At 68.9% G+C, this 14,508-nt stretch carries 12 protein-coding genes; 4 read left to right on the forward strand and 8 right to left on the reverse strand.

What is annotated here, in order from left to right; genetic code table 11:
* Nucleotides 1–12: 12 nt before the first annotated feature.
* From LNV28_RS00870 to LNV28_RS00880, 3 genes are all read right to left on the reverse strand, one after another.
* The gene (locus tag LNV28_RS00870; RefSeq protein ID WP_263516933.1) at nt 13–537 is read right to left on the reverse strand and encodes a phage tail protein; all 525 of its coding nucleotides are present in this window, start codon (nt 535–537) and stop codon (nt 13–15) included.
* Nucleotides 538–553: 16 nt separating this feature from the next.
* Entirely contained in the window at nt 554–2,839 is a 2,286-nt protein-coding gene (locus LNV28_RS00875; protein ID WP_263516932.1) for a phage tail sheath family protein, read from the reverse strand.
* A gap of 327 nt (nt 2,840–3,166) precedes the next feature.
* Nucleotides 3,167–4,333: an acyltransferase family protein gene (locus LNV28_RS00880; RefSeq protein ID WP_263516931.1), complete on the reverse strand. Its 1,167-nt coding sequence runs from the start codon at nt 4,331–4,333 to the stop codon at nt 3,167–3,169.
* Between the two features lie 165 nt (nt 4,334–4,498).
* On the opposite strand from LNV28_RS00880, the gene LNV28_RS00885 reads away from it, so the two are divergent.
* The 3 genes from LNV28_RS00885 to LNV28_RS00895 are packed head-to-tail and all read left to right on the forward strand — an operon-like array spanning nt 4,499 to nt 5,994.
* Nucleotides 4,499–4,717: a TOBE domain-containing protein gene (locus tag LNV28_RS00885; RefSeq protein WP_171829091.1), complete on the forward strand. Its 219-nt coding sequence runs from the start codon at nt 4,499–4,501 to the stop codon at nt 4,715–4,717.
* A gap of 25 nt (nt 4,718–4,742) precedes the next feature.
* A complete protein-coding gene (locus LNV28_RS00890) occupies nt 4,743–5,336 on the forward strand; it encodes an RBBP9/YdeN family alpha/beta hydrolase (protein WP_263516930.1) in 594 nt (197 codons plus the stop codon).
* Between the two features lie 49 nt (nt 5,337–5,385).
* Nucleotides 5,386–5,994, forward strand: coding sequence for a hypothetical protein (locus tag LNV28_RS00895; RefSeq protein ID WP_263516929.1), 609 nt, complete (start codon nt 5,386–5,388; stop codon nt 5,992–5,994).
* A 12-nt stretch (nt 5,995–6,006) separates the two neighbouring features.
* Here the strand turns inward: LNV28_RS00895 and LNV28_RS00900 are convergent, their stop codons facing one another.
* Nucleotides 6,007–7,539 carry a methyl-accepting chemotaxis protein gene (locus LNV28_RS00900; protein ID WP_263516928.1) on the reverse strand — a complete coding sequence of 511 codons (1,533 nt, stop codon included), beginning with the start codon at nt 7,537–7,539 and terminating at the stop codon, nt 6,007–6,009.
* A 476-nt stretch (nt 7,540–8,015) separates the two neighbouring features.
* Between LNV28_RS00900 and LNV28_RS00905 the strand changes: the two genes are divergently transcribed.
* Complete coding sequence (locus LNV28_RS00905) at nt 8,016–10,676, forward strand: diguanylate cyclase domain-containing protein (RefSeq protein WP_263516927.1); 2,661 nt, start codon at nt 8,016–8,018, stop codon at nt 10,674–10,676.
* 19 nt (nt 10,677–10,695) lie between these two features.
* Here the strand turns inward: LNV28_RS00905 and LNV28_RS00910 are convergent, their stop codons facing one another.
* From LNV28_RS00910 to LNV28_RS00925, 4 genes are all read right to left on the reverse strand, one after another.
* Nucleotides 10,696–11,226 carry a 3'-5' exonuclease gene (locus LNV28_RS00910; RefSeq protein ID WP_263516926.1) on the reverse strand — a complete coding sequence of 177 codons (531 nt, stop codon included), beginning with the start codon at nt 11,224–11,226 and terminating at the stop codon, nt 10,696–10,698.
* 29 nt (nt 11,227–11,255) lie between these two features.
* Entirely contained in the window at nt 11,256–11,894 is a 639-nt protein-coding gene (locus LNV28_RS00915; protein ID WP_263516925.1) for a hypothetical protein, read from the reverse strand.
* Nucleotides 11,895–12,011: 117 nt separating this feature from the next.
* Entirely contained in the window at nt 12,012–12,725 is a 714-nt protein-coding gene (locus LNV28_RS00920; RefSeq protein ID WP_263516924.1) for a response regulator, read from the reverse strand.
* Nucleotides 12,725–14,293, reverse strand: coding sequence for an ATP-binding protein (locus LNV28_RS00925; protein WP_263516923.1), 1,569 nt, complete (start codon nt 14,291–14,293; stop codon nt 12,725–12,727). Before LNV28_RS00925 ends, LNV28_RS00920 begins: the two co-directional genes overlap by 1 nt.
* Nucleotides 14,294–14,508 lie beyond the last annotated feature (215 nt).

Genomic DNA, 14,508 nt, shown 5'->3' on the forward strand with positions numbered 1-14,508 from the left:
CGCCGTGCGTTCTCAGCTCGGCTCGGTGAAGCTGACCTCGCTGGGTTCGATCACCTCGTAGTCGCGCTCCCAGCCCTCGTTCTCCAGCTTGAGGCGGGCAATGGCCACGGCGTTGGCGTTCGCGTCCAGGTCCGGCAGGGCCTGGAACTCGCTGACCCAGGCGCGGAAGACCTTGTAGGCCAGCACCAGCTGGCCGGTCTCGTTGTAAAGCTCGATGATCAGGTCCTTGCGGAAGTCCTTGAGCGAGACCTCGGCGCCCAAGCCGGAGCCGTAGTTCCAGACCTTGTTGGCCCATTTCTCGAACTCGGTGTCGTGGGTGACACCGCGCTCCAGGGTGATGGCATCGAACTCGGTGCGGCCGGGCGATTTGCGGCTGCTGCTTTGGTCGCCGCCCTCGCGGTGCTTGACCACCTCGGTCGTTCGCTTGAGCGCGGAAACCTTGCTGACGCCGGCGACATAACGTCCATCCCACTTGACGCGGAACTTGAAGTTTTTGTAGGGATCGAAACGCTGGGCGTTGACGGTGAACTGGGCCATGACGCGACTCCTTGACTCAAACCTGGATCTGACCAGCCAGCTGCTGGATGCGGATGACGACGAACTCCGCCGGCTTCAGCGGCGCGAAGGCGACGAGGATGTTGACGACACCGCGGTTGATGTCGTCTTGGGTGGTGGTCTCACGGTCACACTTGACGAGGTAGGCTTCCTTGGCGCTCTTGCCCTGGAAAGCGCCGAGCCGGAACAGGCTGTTCATGAAGGCGCCTAGATTGAGCCGGATCTGCGCCCAGAGCGGCTCGTCATTGGGCTCGAACACCACCCACTGGGTGCCGCGGTAGAGGCTTTCTTCGAGGAACAGGGCCAGGCGGCGCACCGGCACGTATTTGTATTCCGAGCTCATCTGATCGGCCCCGCGCAGGGTGCGCGCGCCCCAAGACACGGCGCCATAGACCGGCAGCACACGCAGGCAGTTGACGCCCAGGGGGTTGAGCGCGCCGCACTCGCCATCGGTCAGGGTGTAGGCGGTCTTCTGCACACCGCTGAGCGTGGCCTCGGTGCCGGCCGGCGCCTTCCAGACGCCACGTTCGGCATCGGTTCGGGCAAACAAGCCAGCCACCGTGCCGCTGGGCGGGGTCAGGCGCAGCCTGCCATTGCGCAGCGGGTCGGCGATGTAGATCCAAGGGTAGTAAACCGCCGCATGGTCGGACTTGGGCAGGCCGGTGCCGTTGACCGCCTCGACCATCTGGGCCGGGTTCTGGGCTGTGGGCGGCGCATCGATCACGAAGAAGGCACGGCGCTCCTCGCAGTAGGCGGCCGCGTCGGCCAGCACGCCGGGCTCGGTCACGCCGGGCAGGCTGAGCAGGGTGAACAGGTCCACCTCTTCCAGCGCATAAATGCCCTGGCGCTGCGCGCGGTCGGCGATGAAGGTGGGGTAGACATCGGCCTCGGCATAGGGTGTCTCGGTGCCGCCGGCCAGGTAGAGATTGCCGGGCTGGGTGCTGGTGGCACCGGCCAGCAGATGCAGCTCGCTGGCGATGCTCTTGGCCGGGGCGGCGCTGACGGCGATGCTGCTGCCGGCACCGAGCGAACCGGTGGCCAGCACCAGGCTGCTGCCACTGACCTTGACCGTGAAATCGCGGTAGCTCGGCTGGCCGGGCTTGAGCGCTCGCACCGCCGCTTGGAGGCGCGCCGCCACATCGTCGAGCTTGGCAGCCAGATCAGCGCCTGCGGCGGCGGCGCTGCCGATGTCAACCACATCAGGGCCGTAGCCATCGAGGCTGATGCGCAGCGCGCTGTGCGTGGCATCCGGCAGGGTGTTGAGGTCATTGGCCGCAAACACAGCACTGCTCAGCGTGGCCGGGTCGGGCACGGGTGCCGGGCGGATGGCCGCCACCGCGTCCACCTCCAGGCCGCCCGAGGCGGCGCCCAGCTTGAGCACACCGCTGGCGTTGTTCTTCTGGCCGGCCAGCACCCGCAGCTGCGAGAACTCGCCGCCTTGACCCGAGCTCATCAAGATCTGCTGCGTGCCCGGCGGGCGGGCACAGGTGAACAGGTCGTAGGCCTGCTGGCTGTTGGACTGGGCGCGCACCTGGAGCTGGATGGCGGCGCACAAGCTGTCCAGCCTTTGCGTGGCCGTGCCGCCGCCGATGTCCGCCGGCAGAGCGATCAAGACCTTGACCGGCGGCAGGCCGTTGACTGCGACGCGGAACTCGTTGTGGTTGGCATCCAGCAGGGTGGCCACATCGACCAGCGGCAGGCTTCGCGAAGTGCCGGCCGGCAAGGCGGCCAGCGCGGCCTTGCTGACCAGGCGGCTGAGCTTGACCAGCTGCGAGCTGGCGTTGACCAGATCCAGCACGTAGCGCGCATCGGCGGAGTTCATCGAGACATTGGCATAGCTCTCGACCGCTCCGTCTTCCGCGCGAAACAGCGAGAGGTTGAAGCTGCTGCCCGGGTTGGCGCTCTGGTGATCGACGCGGACCTCGATGCCATTGCCCGAAGCGCCCGCGTCCAGCGCCGAGAGCTTGAGCACATCGGCGGCGGCGGCATTGCGCAGGCTGCGCTCGGCTGTGCTGGCGTCCTTGACCAGACGGATGGCATAGGCCTCGGTGCCGCCGTTCTGGAAGTACTGGCGCACGGCATAGCCCAGCTCGGAGTCGAGGGCCAGACCACCGAAACGGCGCTCGTAGTCCGAGAAGCTGAACAGGCGCACGGCCTTGCCGATCGGCCCCCGGGGCGCGGAGCCGGCAAAGGCAGCAATGGCTGTGGCCACGCCGCTGATGGTGCGCACCCCGCTGGGCAGCTCCTCGATGTAGACGCCGGGATAGTTCAGTTGCGCAGGCATGATGGAAAACTCCTTCTGGCGCCGTTTCGACAAAGCGCACGGCGCGACGCTCGGGACTCGATCCGCCCACCGCAGCTTCCGGCTGCGGCGGCACGCTGCCTGTTGCGGCCGGGCACGGCTACATCAGGCCCGCGCAGCCTATGGGGGGGCCCGAGCGAGCACCATCATTCATTTTGATGATGCGCGGGTGCCCGGACTGGCGGGTGAGGCCAGGCGTTTTCCTTGCCAATCGCGGCCAAGCCCCGCCAGCACTGGGCAAAGCGGCGCCGACCCCGGCGCTGAAAGCGCTGCCGGGAAGGGCATTGAAGTTCTAGGGGGAGGGGTGGCTTAGCGCGATGTCACGGCCACAGATGGCGGCTGCACATGGGAAGAAGCACGGCCGGGCCAGCGATCGCGCCAGCGCAAGCCAGGCCGCTCCACCGCGTAGTGCAGGGCCGCGCCGAACAGCAGGATCACGGCCACATAGGCCGCAAACTGCAGTGCCGCCAGCTCCGGCAGCCAGGGCAGCAGCCAGGTCTGCACCGCATGCAAAGCCAGCTTGTGGCTCAGGTAGAGGCTGTAGGAAATGGCAGCGATCCAGGCGACGCCGGGCAGGCGCCAGCGGCCGATCAGGCTGTGCGGCGATGCGCCGGCCAGCACCAGCAGGCCGGCCGCCGCCGCCAGCACGGGCCAGCCCAGGGTGTTGGCCAGCAAGCCGGTGCGCGCGCGGAACAGCCACCAGGCCAGGCCGAGCACCAGCAGGCCCAGCGCCAGCACGGCATTGGCATGGTGCTGCGCCCAGGCCCACCAGCGCGGGCGGTGAACCTGCGCCACGGCCAGCAGCACGCCCACCAGAAGCGCGTCCAGCCGCGACCAGGTCGGGTAGTAGAGCGCCTCGATGAACCAGGGCCGGTCGGGCTGCAGCGCGGTGTAGTGCTGCCAGATCGCGCCGCGCAAGGCCACGCCGCCCAGCACCAAGGCCGCGAACAGCGCCAGCAGTTGCCAACTCTTGACGCGCCCACTCAGGCCCAGGGCCAGCAGCGGAAACAGCAGATAGAAATGTTCCTCCACGCACAGCGACCAGGCATGCGAGAAAGCCGGATTGCGGGCGTAGTCGACCAGCAGATTGAAGCTGAAGCTGAGGAACTTCCAGGCCGACTCCAGATTTGGATGCTCGCGCAGCACCGGAAACGCCAGGTAAACGGCCAGCACGGTGAGATAGGCCGGCAGGATGCGCCAGGCGCGCCGGACATAGAAGCCGGCCAGGGAAAAGTGCGCGGGCGCCTCTTGCAGCTGGCGCAACAGGGGCGCGCCGATCAAGAAACCGCTGAGCACAAAGAAGACATCGACGCCGACCCAGCCGAAGCGGGCCAGGCCGTCCCAGTCTGGCCCGACGCCGCCGACCCACACGGAATGGAACAGCATGACCCAGGCGATGGCCAGGGCTCGCAAGAGGTCGAGGCCAGGCAGGCGGGGCGTGCTTGGTGGAGAAACAGCAGCAGCGGCAAGATTCATGGGCGGCGATTGTGCCGTGGGCCCCGCGCCGCTCTGCCGCGCTTCGGCCCATATCTGACCAGCGCATGTGCTCCCGCGCATCCCTTCCTTCCCCGCCTGGCCCTGCCCTCCTAAGCTGAAGGCTCACCAAGACACTCAAAGCCCACGGGCAAGGAAGCAAGAGCCATGAGCATCACCGCCATCAATGTACGCAACCAGTTTCGCGGCACCATCCAAGAGATCATCGAAGGCCCGGTGGTGTCCGAGGTCGACGTGATCACGCCCTCGGGCGCCCTGGTCACCTCGGTCATCACCACGCGCTCGGTCAAAGATCTGGGCTTGGTGGTCGGGCGCGAGGTGGTGGCCCTGGTCAAGTCGACCGAGGTCTCGATCGCCACGCTCTGAACGCCACACCACTTGCAATCCCGCCATGGCCACCACCTACCGCCCGCCGCGCCTGCTCATCATTCCCGGCCTGCATGACAGCGGCCCGGCCCATTGGCAAAGCTGGCTGCAAAGCCAGTTCCGCGATGCGCGTCGGGTGCAGCAGCGCGACTTCAGCCAGACAGAGTTGCAGCGCTGGGCCGATCGCATCGCCAGCACGGTGGACCACGCGGGACCGGGCGAATGGTTGGCCGTGGCGCACAGCTTCGGCACCCTGGCCCTGGCCCGCTACCTCGATGAACACGCGGACACACCGATTCGCCAGGCCTTGCTGGTGGCGCCGGCTGAGCCCGACAAGTTCGGTCTGGCCGAGCTGCTACCGCAGCAGCGCCTGCGCATACCCTGCACCTTGATCGCCAGCCAGAACGACCCCTGGATGACGCCGCACAGCGCCCAGCGCTGGGCGCGCCGCTGGGGCGCCAGCTACAGCAATCTGGGCCGGGTTGGCCACATCAACAGCGAATCCGGCTTCGGCCCCTTCCCCTTGGCCAAACGCTGGGTCGAGGTGGCCTTGGCGCGAGCGGCGCGTGAACAGCGCCCGCTGCATGCCAGCTTCCAGGAGTGGTCGTTCGCGATCTGAATCACGCGACCTCATCCATCCCTCAAGAATTCACAGCAAGAGAGCCCCCATGCGTTTGTACGCCCACGACAGCAGCCTGCTGTGCAGCCCATCGCTCTGGCATGCACCCGAAACCCTGGCCCAGATCGGCGCCCTGCTGGCGCCGCTGCAGCTCAGCGTTGGCCATCTGGTGCTCTACCCGGCCCGCTCGGGCCGCCCGGCAGGCCCGGTCTACGAGACCGAGCTGGCGGCCCTGCACCGGCGTTTCAAGCTAGACCAGGCCGAACGGCGCCACGCCAGCCGGCGCGAGCTGCCACAGACGCGCACACCGACTCTGGCCGCTTCAGGCAGCGAGTTTCTGCTGCTGATGGAGGGTCAGGTCACGCTGCTGCTGCAAGGCCGCGATCAGCGCTGGACCTTGCAGCTCGATGCCGGCGATTGGGCCTATGTGCCGGCCCGCCTCTTGCTTCGCCTGCAGGCACGGCCTAGCTTGAATGGCGCCGATCGGGTCGACCTGCTGCACTGGCGCGAGGCCGCTGCTCAGATGCCGTCGCTCGCGCCCGATCTGCGCCCCTCGCTGGGGGCGGGCCCCGCCAACTGGCTGCCGCTGCGCCGGCCGCAACCGGTGGCCTGGCCTGCAGCCCAGGTCAGATCAGCCGCCACGGCCCTCACGGCCTGAAGGCGGTAAGGCTCAGCTCGGCAAGCGGAAGGCCGCCACGGCACGGACCAGCTGTTGGGCCTGCTGGCTCAGGCTGTCGGCCGCAGCGGCGCTCTGCTCGACCAAGGCCGCGTTCTGCTGCGTGGCCTGGTCCATGTGCGCGACCGCCTGGCCGACCTCGCGCACGCCGGCGCTCTGCTCGCCCGAGGCGCGGCTGATCTCGGCCACCACGGCACTGACACGGCCGATGGCGCCGACGATTTCGTCCATGGTCTGGCCGGTCTGGTTCACCAGGCCCGTGCCCTGCTCGACCTGGTTGACACTGGCGTCGATCAGGTCCTTGATCTCGCGCGCCGCCGCGGCGCTGCGCTGCGCCAGGCCGCGCACCTCGCTCGCCACCACGGCAAAACCACGCCCCTGCTCGCCCGCGCGGGCCGCTTCCACCGCGGCATTGAGGGCCAGGATATTGGTCTGGAAAGCGATGTCATCGATGACGCCAATGATGTCGGCGATCTTGCGCGAGCTGCTGTTGATGCCGCCCATGGTGGCGATCACCCGGCCCATCATCTCACCGCCATTGCGGGCCACGCTGGAGGCCTGCTCGGCCAGGCCGCGCGCCTGCTCGGCGCTCTCGGCGTTGTTGCGCACATTGGCATCCAGCTCGGCCATGGTCGAGGTGGTGCGCTGCAAGGCATTGGCCTGCTGTTCGGTGCGGTCCGACAGGTCCTGGTTGCCATGGGCAATCTCGGTGCTGGCACTGGCCACCTCGTCGGCATTGCGCTTGACCTCGCGGACGATGCCGGCAAAGCTGGACTGCATCTCGGCCAAGGCCTGCAACAGCTGCTGGGTCTCCAGATTGCCTTCGAGCTGGATGCGGTTGCCAAGCTCACCGTGGGCCAGGCTTTGCGCCACGCTCAAAGCCTGGCTCATGGGCCGGCTGAGCTGGCGCGCCAGCCACAGCGAGGCCAGCGTCATCAGCACCGCGGCCGCCAGCAAGGCTGAGGCCATGGCATAACGTGTGGTCTGCACACCTTGGGCAGCCGCTTCGTTGAGGCGGGCATTGTCGTTCTCGATGGCGTCCGACAGCCGGGCCATCTCGCGCTCCAACTCCGTGAAGGCGGTCTGCAAGACCGGGCCGCTCTTGCGGGCCGCATCGGCGTCGCTGCGGGCGGCCTGGATCATGGTGCGGGCCGATTCGAGATAGCGCTGCACCAAGGGCCTCACAGCCTGCAGAGCCTGGCGAACCGGGACACTCAAACGGGCCGCTTCCAGGGTGGCCAGACTGTGCTCAAAGGTCTTGGCATGTTCCTGCAAGCCTTGCTCGGCTTCGGCAATGCGCTCGGGCGCCTGCTCCAAAGCGCCCAGCAGGGCCAGCTGGGCATCGCCACGGATGGCGTCGTGCATCATGTCGGCCTCCTGGCTGGCTTGCAGGGTGGCGCTTGCGTGCAAGGCCTCGTCGAGATGAGCACTCAGATGGTTGGCCGAGACCAGACCGATACCGCCGGTCAGCATGGCCAGCAAGGTGCCCGCCAGACCCAGCGCCATGACTTGATTGCGCAGTTTCATTGCCACACTCCCTGATACAGGGCTTGAATATCGGGCCAAGGGCCGGGCAGGGCAAGCGCCGCGAGCGGACTCAGGGGGCGGCGTCGCGGGCTTTGAGCCGCAGAAGCAACAGAAGCTGTGGCTGAAGCGCGCTTGACGGGGCCGCCCAGGCGCAGCACGCCATGGATATCGGCGAATAGACCCGGCGGCGGATGGTCCCAGCGGCGGCGTCCGGCCGTTGAAGTGCACCCCGGACGGGACCTGCGCACGTGCTAATCTGAAGCCTGAACTGCTGGCCCGAGGCCTCGCCCCCGCCCCACTTTCTGGGTCGCCTTCAGCTGGATCCTCTGAACCATGTCTCTGCCCCTTGTTTCGCCACCACTGCTTGCAAGCTCCCGTTCTGGCCGGGAGCACATGTGCGCAGAAAGGTCGCTCGCACGGGGCCGCTTGGCGGCCATGCACCCGAGCCCCGCGCCAATGATGGTAGGCCCGCGCTGATGGACAGCCGGAGTGACGCTGCCGGCAGCACGCGCACGCCAGCCGTCCTGGCCCGCTTGCTGGCGCTCGGCCCCTTTGCCGCCATCGGCCTGGTGCTGACCCTGCTCTGGGGCTTTGTCGTTTGGTTCACCTTGTTCTACCCGGCCCAGCTGGCGCAGGACCAGCGGGCCGAACTGAGCAGCAGCACCGAGGCCGCCGCCGCCCAGACCGAGGCCGTGTTCCGCGATGCCGAGCGCAGCTTGCGCTCGATCGACCTCTGGCTGCTGACGCGCGGCCAGCGCGAACCCCTGGCCGATGCCTCGCTGGCTCAACTGGCCGATATGTTGCGGGAGACCTCGCGCGGCATCATCGATGTACTGCTGGTCGACAGCGCAGGCCGGGCCTTCCGTCTGCCTGCCATCAGCGGCCAGGCGGTGGCCGAGCTGGCGGACCTGCCCGAGTTCGGCCAGCTGCGCGCCGGTTCCGGTACGGGCCGGCCCTTGCTCGGCCTGCCGCTGCAGCTGCGTCACAACGGCCCGCCCCAGCTGCCCTTGCTGATGCGCCTGAGCGCGCCGACGGACCAGCTGCAGATGGCGGTGGCCCTGATCGACCTGCCTCGACTGCAACGCCTGCACCAGTACTTTGCCCAAGGCCCGGCCGCCGCCGTGACCCTGCTGCGTCAGGACGGCGTGGCCCTGAGCCGCCTGCCCGAGCTGCCCGGCTTTGTCGGCCGCGATGTCTTTGCCGAGCACCCCGAGCGGCGCGCCGAATTCGCCGCGCGCGAGGGCTTCTTCAGCACCACCGGCAAGGTCTCGGACGGCGTGCCGCGCCACGGTGCTTTCCGCACCCTCGACGTCTTCGGCCTGCAGCTGCTGATCTCCCAGAGCGACAACGCCGCGCTGGCGCGCCACCGCGTCGAGCGCCTGGTGGTGCTCAGCTTCAGCGTGCTGGTCAGCCTGGTCGCCCTGGCCCTGACCTGGCAGCTGGCGCGCATGCAAAAGCGCCTGCGCCTCGATGAAGCGGCCCAGCGCGCGGCCAGCGACGCCTCGCCCCTGGGCCTGTTCCGCTGCGATGCCTCGGGCCGCATGGTCTATGGCAACCCGACCTACTTGAACCTGCAAGGCCTGCGCGAGGACCAGCTGGCCTGGGGCTGGCTGGACCTGATGCCGGCCGAGCGGCGCGAAAGCTTGCGCGCCAATTGGGTGGCGCTGATCCGCGCCGGCGAGCGGCTCAAGGTCTTCAGCCGCATCACCTTGCCCGACGGTAGCCGCCACCTGCTGGCGGTGCGGACTGCGCCGCTCTGGCTCGATGGCCGCATTCAAGGCCAGGTCGGCACGGTCGAGGACATCAGCGAGCAGGCCGAGCAGCAGCGTGCCGCGCGCACCTTGAGCGCCATCTTCGCGCTGACGCCCGACTATGTCTGCCAGCTCGACCAGAACCACCGCCTGCTCTATATGAACCCGGCCGCGCGTCGGCGCCTGGGCGTGCCCCTGGACAGCGACCTCAGCGACACCGCCTACAGCGACTTCTTCGCACCCGGTGGCGCCGAGCGCTACCGCGAGGAGATCCTGCCCGCCGTGCTGGCCCAGGGCCAGTGGCAGGGCCGAGGCACGGTGCTGGACGCGCAGCGCCAGCCCGTGCCCTGCGAGGCCACCGTGCTGCTGCATCGCAAGGCCAATGGCGCGACCGAGACCATCTCGGTGATCCTGCGCGACATCTCGGCGGACCTGCAAACGCAGCGCGAACGCCAGCGCACCGAGGCCATGATGCGGGCGATCGCCCAGACCTCGCAGGCCATGATCTCGGTCCTGGATCTGGAGGGCCGCTTCCTGTTCTTCAACCATGCCTTCGAGAAGCGCTACAACGTGCGCCGCGAGGCTTGGCTGGGCCGCCCGCTCGTCGAACTGCTGGGCGCCGAGGAGTATCAGGCGCGCGAGGCGGCCATCGCGCGCGCGCTCTCCGGTGTGGCCACGCAGCTGGAGCGCGTCTACGACCGCAGCAGCGCGCCCGTCGAAGGCCCGCGCGGCAGCGCCGATGCCCTGGCCCTGGTGCTCTCGCTCAGTTACGCGCCGCTGCGCAGCGAGAGCGAGGCCATCGAGGGCGTGATCTGCATTGCCGTGGACGTGACCGAGGCGCGGCGCGAGGAACAGCGCCTGCGCGATGCCTCGCAGACCTGCCCGCTGACGCAGCTGCTCAACCGCCGCGGCTTCAACAAGAAAGCACAGGACTTGTTCGACGCCGCTCAGTCACAAGCCTCAGCCGGGGGAGGCCATGCCGCCCTGCTCTATCTGGACCTGGACCGCTTCAAGCCCGTCAACGACCAGCATGGCCACCCGGTCGGAGACGCCTTGCTCAAGGCCGTGGCCGGACGCCTGCGCCATGTCCTGCGGCCGCAGGATCTGGTGGCCCGCCTCGGCGGGGACGAATTCGCGGTGCTGCTGCCCGGCTTGCAGCATCCCGGCGCAGCGCGCACGGTGGCGGAGAAAATCATCCAGGCCATCGGCACACCCTTCCGCATCGAGCAGCTGGAGCTGCACATCGGCATCAGCGTGGGCTATTGCGTGCGGCCCAACCACCAGCTCCATATGGAGCCCATGGTGGCCGAGGCCGACGCCAAGCTCTATGAAGCCAAGCGAGCCGGTCGCAGCTGCGCGCGCGGCAATCTGGACGAAACAGCCTGAGGCCAGGCGGTCCGGCGGCTCAGCTGCCAGGTCGGGTCTTGAGGCGCAGCCAGGCCGTCTGCAAGACACGGGCGTCGCTGCTGGCGCGGTGGCGCACCAATTGCAACTCGTCCCGCACCTGCTCGCGCACCACATGCCAGCAAGCCGCCTCGGCATCGCTGAGCAGGCAGCGCAAATCCTGCAGATGGAAGGCCGGCACCATGTCGACGCTGTCGAACAAGCGCGCCAGCCAGGGGTAGTCATGGGCCCAGGCGTCGCAGTAGACGGTCTGGCCGGCCAGTCGCTGATTGATTTGAGCAGCCACCCAGGCCGGCGGCTTGCCATGCTGACGCAGGATGTCGCGGCTGATGCCATGCACGCGTTCGGCGGCCAGGTCCCAGTGCTGCCAATCGGGCTCGGGCTGGATCAGGGAGCAGAACACCGCACCAGCAGACTCGACGAAACCGACCTCGATCGGATAGCTGCCGCGGCCAAAACCCGAGGCCTCGACATCGAGGATGGCGGGGGGGCGCAGGGCCAGGTCGCTGGGGCTGTTCAAGACCGCGGTCATGCGGAAGTGTAGGCCGCCTCAGGCCAAAGTCAGGCAGGGTTGTCGAGCAGCTGTTCACGCTCGAACAGCTCGACCGCCGCCCGCCCGACCTGCTGGGTGTCGTAGAAGGCATAGGCGCTGACGGCCGCCGCGCCCAGCACCGGCACCCAGCGCGACACGGTCTTTTGCAGCAGCTTCTCACCGAGCTTGGCGCCGATCTGGCCCGCCACGCGCTGCAACAAGGCAGTGGTCGCGGGCCGCACCAGCAGGCGCTCGCCAACGCGCACGGCCAGGTCGCGCACCGCCTGCGCCGCCGTGTGGCGGAACAGGCAATACAGCATCTGCGCCTGGCCCAGCTCGGCCGAGCGGCCGTAGAGCGCGGCAATGTCGGCCACCAACTGCGACTGGATGCGCCAGACCGCCAGCATCTCGGGCAGCACCGTCAGCCAGCCCAAGGGACCGGGCGGCAGGGCCAGCGAGCCGGCCGCGAGCGCTGCCTTGGCAGCCGCCTCGCCCGCGAGCTGACGTGCGCGCTCGGCCGGCCGCGCGCAAGGCAGGGCCTTGGACTCCGGCGGGCTCGCCACCAGCGTCAACAAGGTCTGGGACAAGCGCTCCGCCAGCGCTGGCGGCTGCGCCGGCAACTGCTGCAGCGGGTACTCGGCCGCGGCGTCCTCAGAGGGGGTTTTCATGCCATCGCCTCGGGGCCTTGTTCATGGGCAGGACTCCAATTCAACGAGCCTCCAGCTCGGGTTCTGGCTTGCAGCGTACCTCAGTTGGTCCGCCCATGCGCCCACGCGAGCGGTCGCTCAGGTCGGCGGGTCGAAGCGGTAGCCGACCCCGTAGACCGAGGCGATGCACTCGCAGCCCGGCTGCGCCGCGGCGATCTTGCGGCGCAGGTTCTTGACATGGCTGTCGATGGCACGGTCGCTGACATCGCGCAGCTCGCTGTGCACGGTGTCGAGCAGCTGGGCGCGGCTGAAGACCCGGCCGGGCCGGCTCAGCAGCAGGCGCAGCATGCGGAACTCCAGGGGCGTCAGCGCCAGCCATTGCCCACCCCAGGCGATGCGCTGGGCCGCCTCGTCGACCTGCCAGAGCACAGGCGCTGCCGAGGCAGCAGCGGGCCGGCGGCGCTCCTGCGCACGCAGCTGGGCGCGAACCCGGGCCACCAGCTCGCGCGGGCTGAAGGGCTTGCAGATGTAGTCATCGGCCCCGCCGTCCAGGCCTTGCAGCCGGTCCTGCTCGGAGACGCGGGCGGTCAGCATCAAGATGGGCATGGCGCTGAACTCGCGCACCGCGCGGCACAGGCTCAACCCGTCCAGGCCGGGCAACATCAGGTCCAGCACCAGGGCGTCCGGCGGGTCCCGGCGGATCGCAGCCAGGGCCTGTTCGCCATCGGCCAGGCTGTCGGCAGCAAAGCCATCGGCGCGCAGATAGTCGAGCAGCAGCTGGGCGATCTTGTGCTCGTCCTCGACCACCAGGACCCGCTGTGGCGGCAGCAAGGCCTTTACGTTCTGCTCCATCAAGGGTGCTCCTGCGGCGCGCGCCTGGGCAGGCTCAAGGTCACCTGCAAGCCGCCCAGCGAAGACGCACCTGCGCTGAGGCGGCCGCCATGGGCCTGGGCGATCGCGGCACAGATGGCCAGGCCCAGGCCGCTGCCACCGAGATGCCGGCTGCGTGCCGCATCGGCCCGGTACAGAGGCTCGAACAAGCGCCCGACATCGGCTGCGGCCACGCCAGGCGCGCTGTCGTCGACGGTCAGCAAAAGCTGCTCACCCTGCAACGACAGGTCCAACACGATGCGCCCAGGGGCATCGGTGTAGCGCAAGCTGTTTTCCAGCAGATTGCCCAGCAGCTGCTCGATGCGCACCGGGTCCCAGAACACCGGCACCGGCCCCGAGGGCCAGGTCTTGCCGGGCTGCAAATCCAGGCCGGCCGCCGCCGCCCTGGGGGCATAGCGTTGCAGCAAGCGCTGCAGCAAAACCTGGGCATCGCTGTCGACCCGGCGGCAGGGCAAGGCGCCCAGGTCGGCCATGGCCAGCAGATGAAGGTCGTCGACCAAGCTGGCCAGCTGCAGCACCTCCTCGCGTAGCGATTGCAGCGCCGTCGTGGACAGGGGGCGAACGCCGTCAATCAGCGCTTCGATCTCGCCGCGCAGCACGCTCAGCGGCGTGCGCAGCTCATGCGAGATGTCGGCGATCCAGCGCCGCCGCGTGCCCTCCAAGGCTTGCAGTCCGGCCGCCATGCGGTTGATATTGCGCAGCACATCGCCGATCTCGTCGCTGCGCCCCGGGTCGGGCAGACGCACGGACAGCTCACCCTGGGCGATGCGTGCGGTGGCGTCCTGCACGGCCAGCAAGGCCTGCGACCAGCGGCGCGTCAGCCACCAGGCGCCAAGCAGGGCCAGCCCCAGCATCAGCACGGCCACGACCGCAATGCCCTGGTACTGCCGGCGCAGGAACAGGGCGTCCACGGAATCGGGCAGGGGCTTGGGCAAGCGCAGGCGCAACCAGGCCACGGGCACCCGCTCAGCGCCGGCGGCCGGGCCATAGACCGCTCGCTCCACCATCCTGTCGCCAGGGCCACGCTCGAGCGCCCATGGCGGGCGAGCGCCACGCCGCCCTTCGGCCTGGGGCCGGCCCAGCAGCAACTCCCCTTGCAAGCTGTACAAGCCGACCCGGCCGCCGAAGCCGTCCTCCGCCGGCGGTGGTGGTGGAGGCGGGCCTTCACGCTCGCGCAGCCGGCGCCAGGGCGGCGGCGGCGGCTCGCCCGCCAGGGCCGGGGGCAAGCCCGGCTGCATGGGCAGCGCCCGTCCGCCTGGGTTCAAGCCTTCGCGCCGCGCCAGTTCGTCGAGCAGGCCGCGCAGCGTGACCCGGCTGCGCAAGAAGCCGTCGAGGCCGGCACCGTCCTGCTGCAGCAAGTCGGACGTCAGCTCGGCCAGTCGTTCCAGGCGGTCAACCTCGCGCGCTTGCAGATAGTCATTGAAACCGCGGCTGAGGTTCCAGGCCATCACGCCGCCCATGCCCAGCACGGTCAGGCTGACCACGGCCAGCAGGAGCAGGGACAAGCTGTGAACCAGACGCAAGCGCATGAATTGCCAGACCTCGGAAGTGAACCCGCAGTGGACCCGACGATTGTGTGCCGAGTGTGGAGGCGCGCGCGGCCCCGGCCGGCGTGAACGATCTCACGCGCAGCGCCGCGGCCGGGCCGCCCTCGCCCGCCCAGGCCCGGCAAGGCCATGCGCTCTCCACATTGCCTCCACAGTCGGCCGCCAAGCTCTGTGCCATGCCCTTGGACGCCGGTCCA

Origin of the sequence: Paucibacter sp. DJ2R-2 (assembly GCF_025717675.1) — a bacterium.
GTDB lineage: Bacteria > Pseudomonadota > Gammaproteobacteria > Burkholderiales > Burkholderiaceae_C > Paucibacter_A.

What these genes read in the sequence shown, in the direction of transcription:
- LNV28_RS00910 (WP_263516926.1), bottom strand. Translation starts at nt 11,226, where the DNA reads ATGACCGCGGTCTTGAACAGCCCCAGCGACCTGGCCCTGCGCCCCCCC.
- LNV28_RS00870 (WP_263516933.1), bottom strand. Translation starts at nt 537, where the DNA reads ATGGCCCAGTTCACCGTCAACGCCCAGCGTTTCGATCCCTACAAAAAC.
- LNV28_RS00895 (WP_263516929.1), top strand. Translation starts at nt 5,386, where the DNA reads ATGCGTTTGTACGCCCACGACAGCAGCCTGCTGTGCAGCCCATCGCTC.
- LNV28_RS00880 (WP_263516931.1), bottom strand. Translation starts at nt 4,333, where the DNA reads ATGAATCTTGCCGCTGCTGCTGTTTCTCCACCAAGCACGCCCCGCCTG.
- LNV28_RS00905 (WP_263516927.1), top strand. Translation starts at nt 8,016, where the DNA reads ATGGACAGCCGGAGTGACGCTGCCGGCAGCACGCGCACGCCAGCCGTC.
- LNV28_RS00920 (WP_263516924.1), bottom strand. Translation starts at nt 12,725, where the DNA reads ATGGAGCAGAACGTAAAGGCCTTGCTGCCGCCACAGCGGGTCCTGGTG.
- LNV28_RS00890 (WP_263516930.1), top strand. Translation starts at nt 4,743, where the DNA reads ATGGCCACCACCTACCGCCCGCCGCGCCTGCTCATCATTCCCGGCCTG.
- LNV28_RS00915 (WP_263516925.1), bottom strand. Translation starts at nt 11,894, where the DNA reads ATGAAAACCCCCTCTGAGGACGCCGCGGCCGAGTACCCGCTGCAGCAG.
- LNV28_RS00925 (WP_263516923.1), bottom strand. Translation starts at nt 14,293, where the DNA reads ATGCGCTTGCGTCTGGTTCACAGCTTGTCCCTGCTCCTGCTGGCCGTG.
- LNV28_RS00900 (WP_263516928.1), bottom strand. Translation starts at nt 7,539, where the DNA reads ATGAAACTGCGCAATCAAGTCATGGCGCTGGGTCTGGCGGGCACCTTG.
- LNV28_RS00875 (WP_263516932.1), bottom strand. Translation starts at nt 2,839, where the DNA reads ATGCCTGCGCAACTGAACTATCCCGGCGTCTACATCGAGGAGCTGCCC.
- LNV28_RS00885 (WP_171829091.1), top strand. Translation starts at nt 4,499, where the DNA reads ATGAGCATCACCGCCATCAATGTACGCAACCAGTTTCGCGGCACCATC.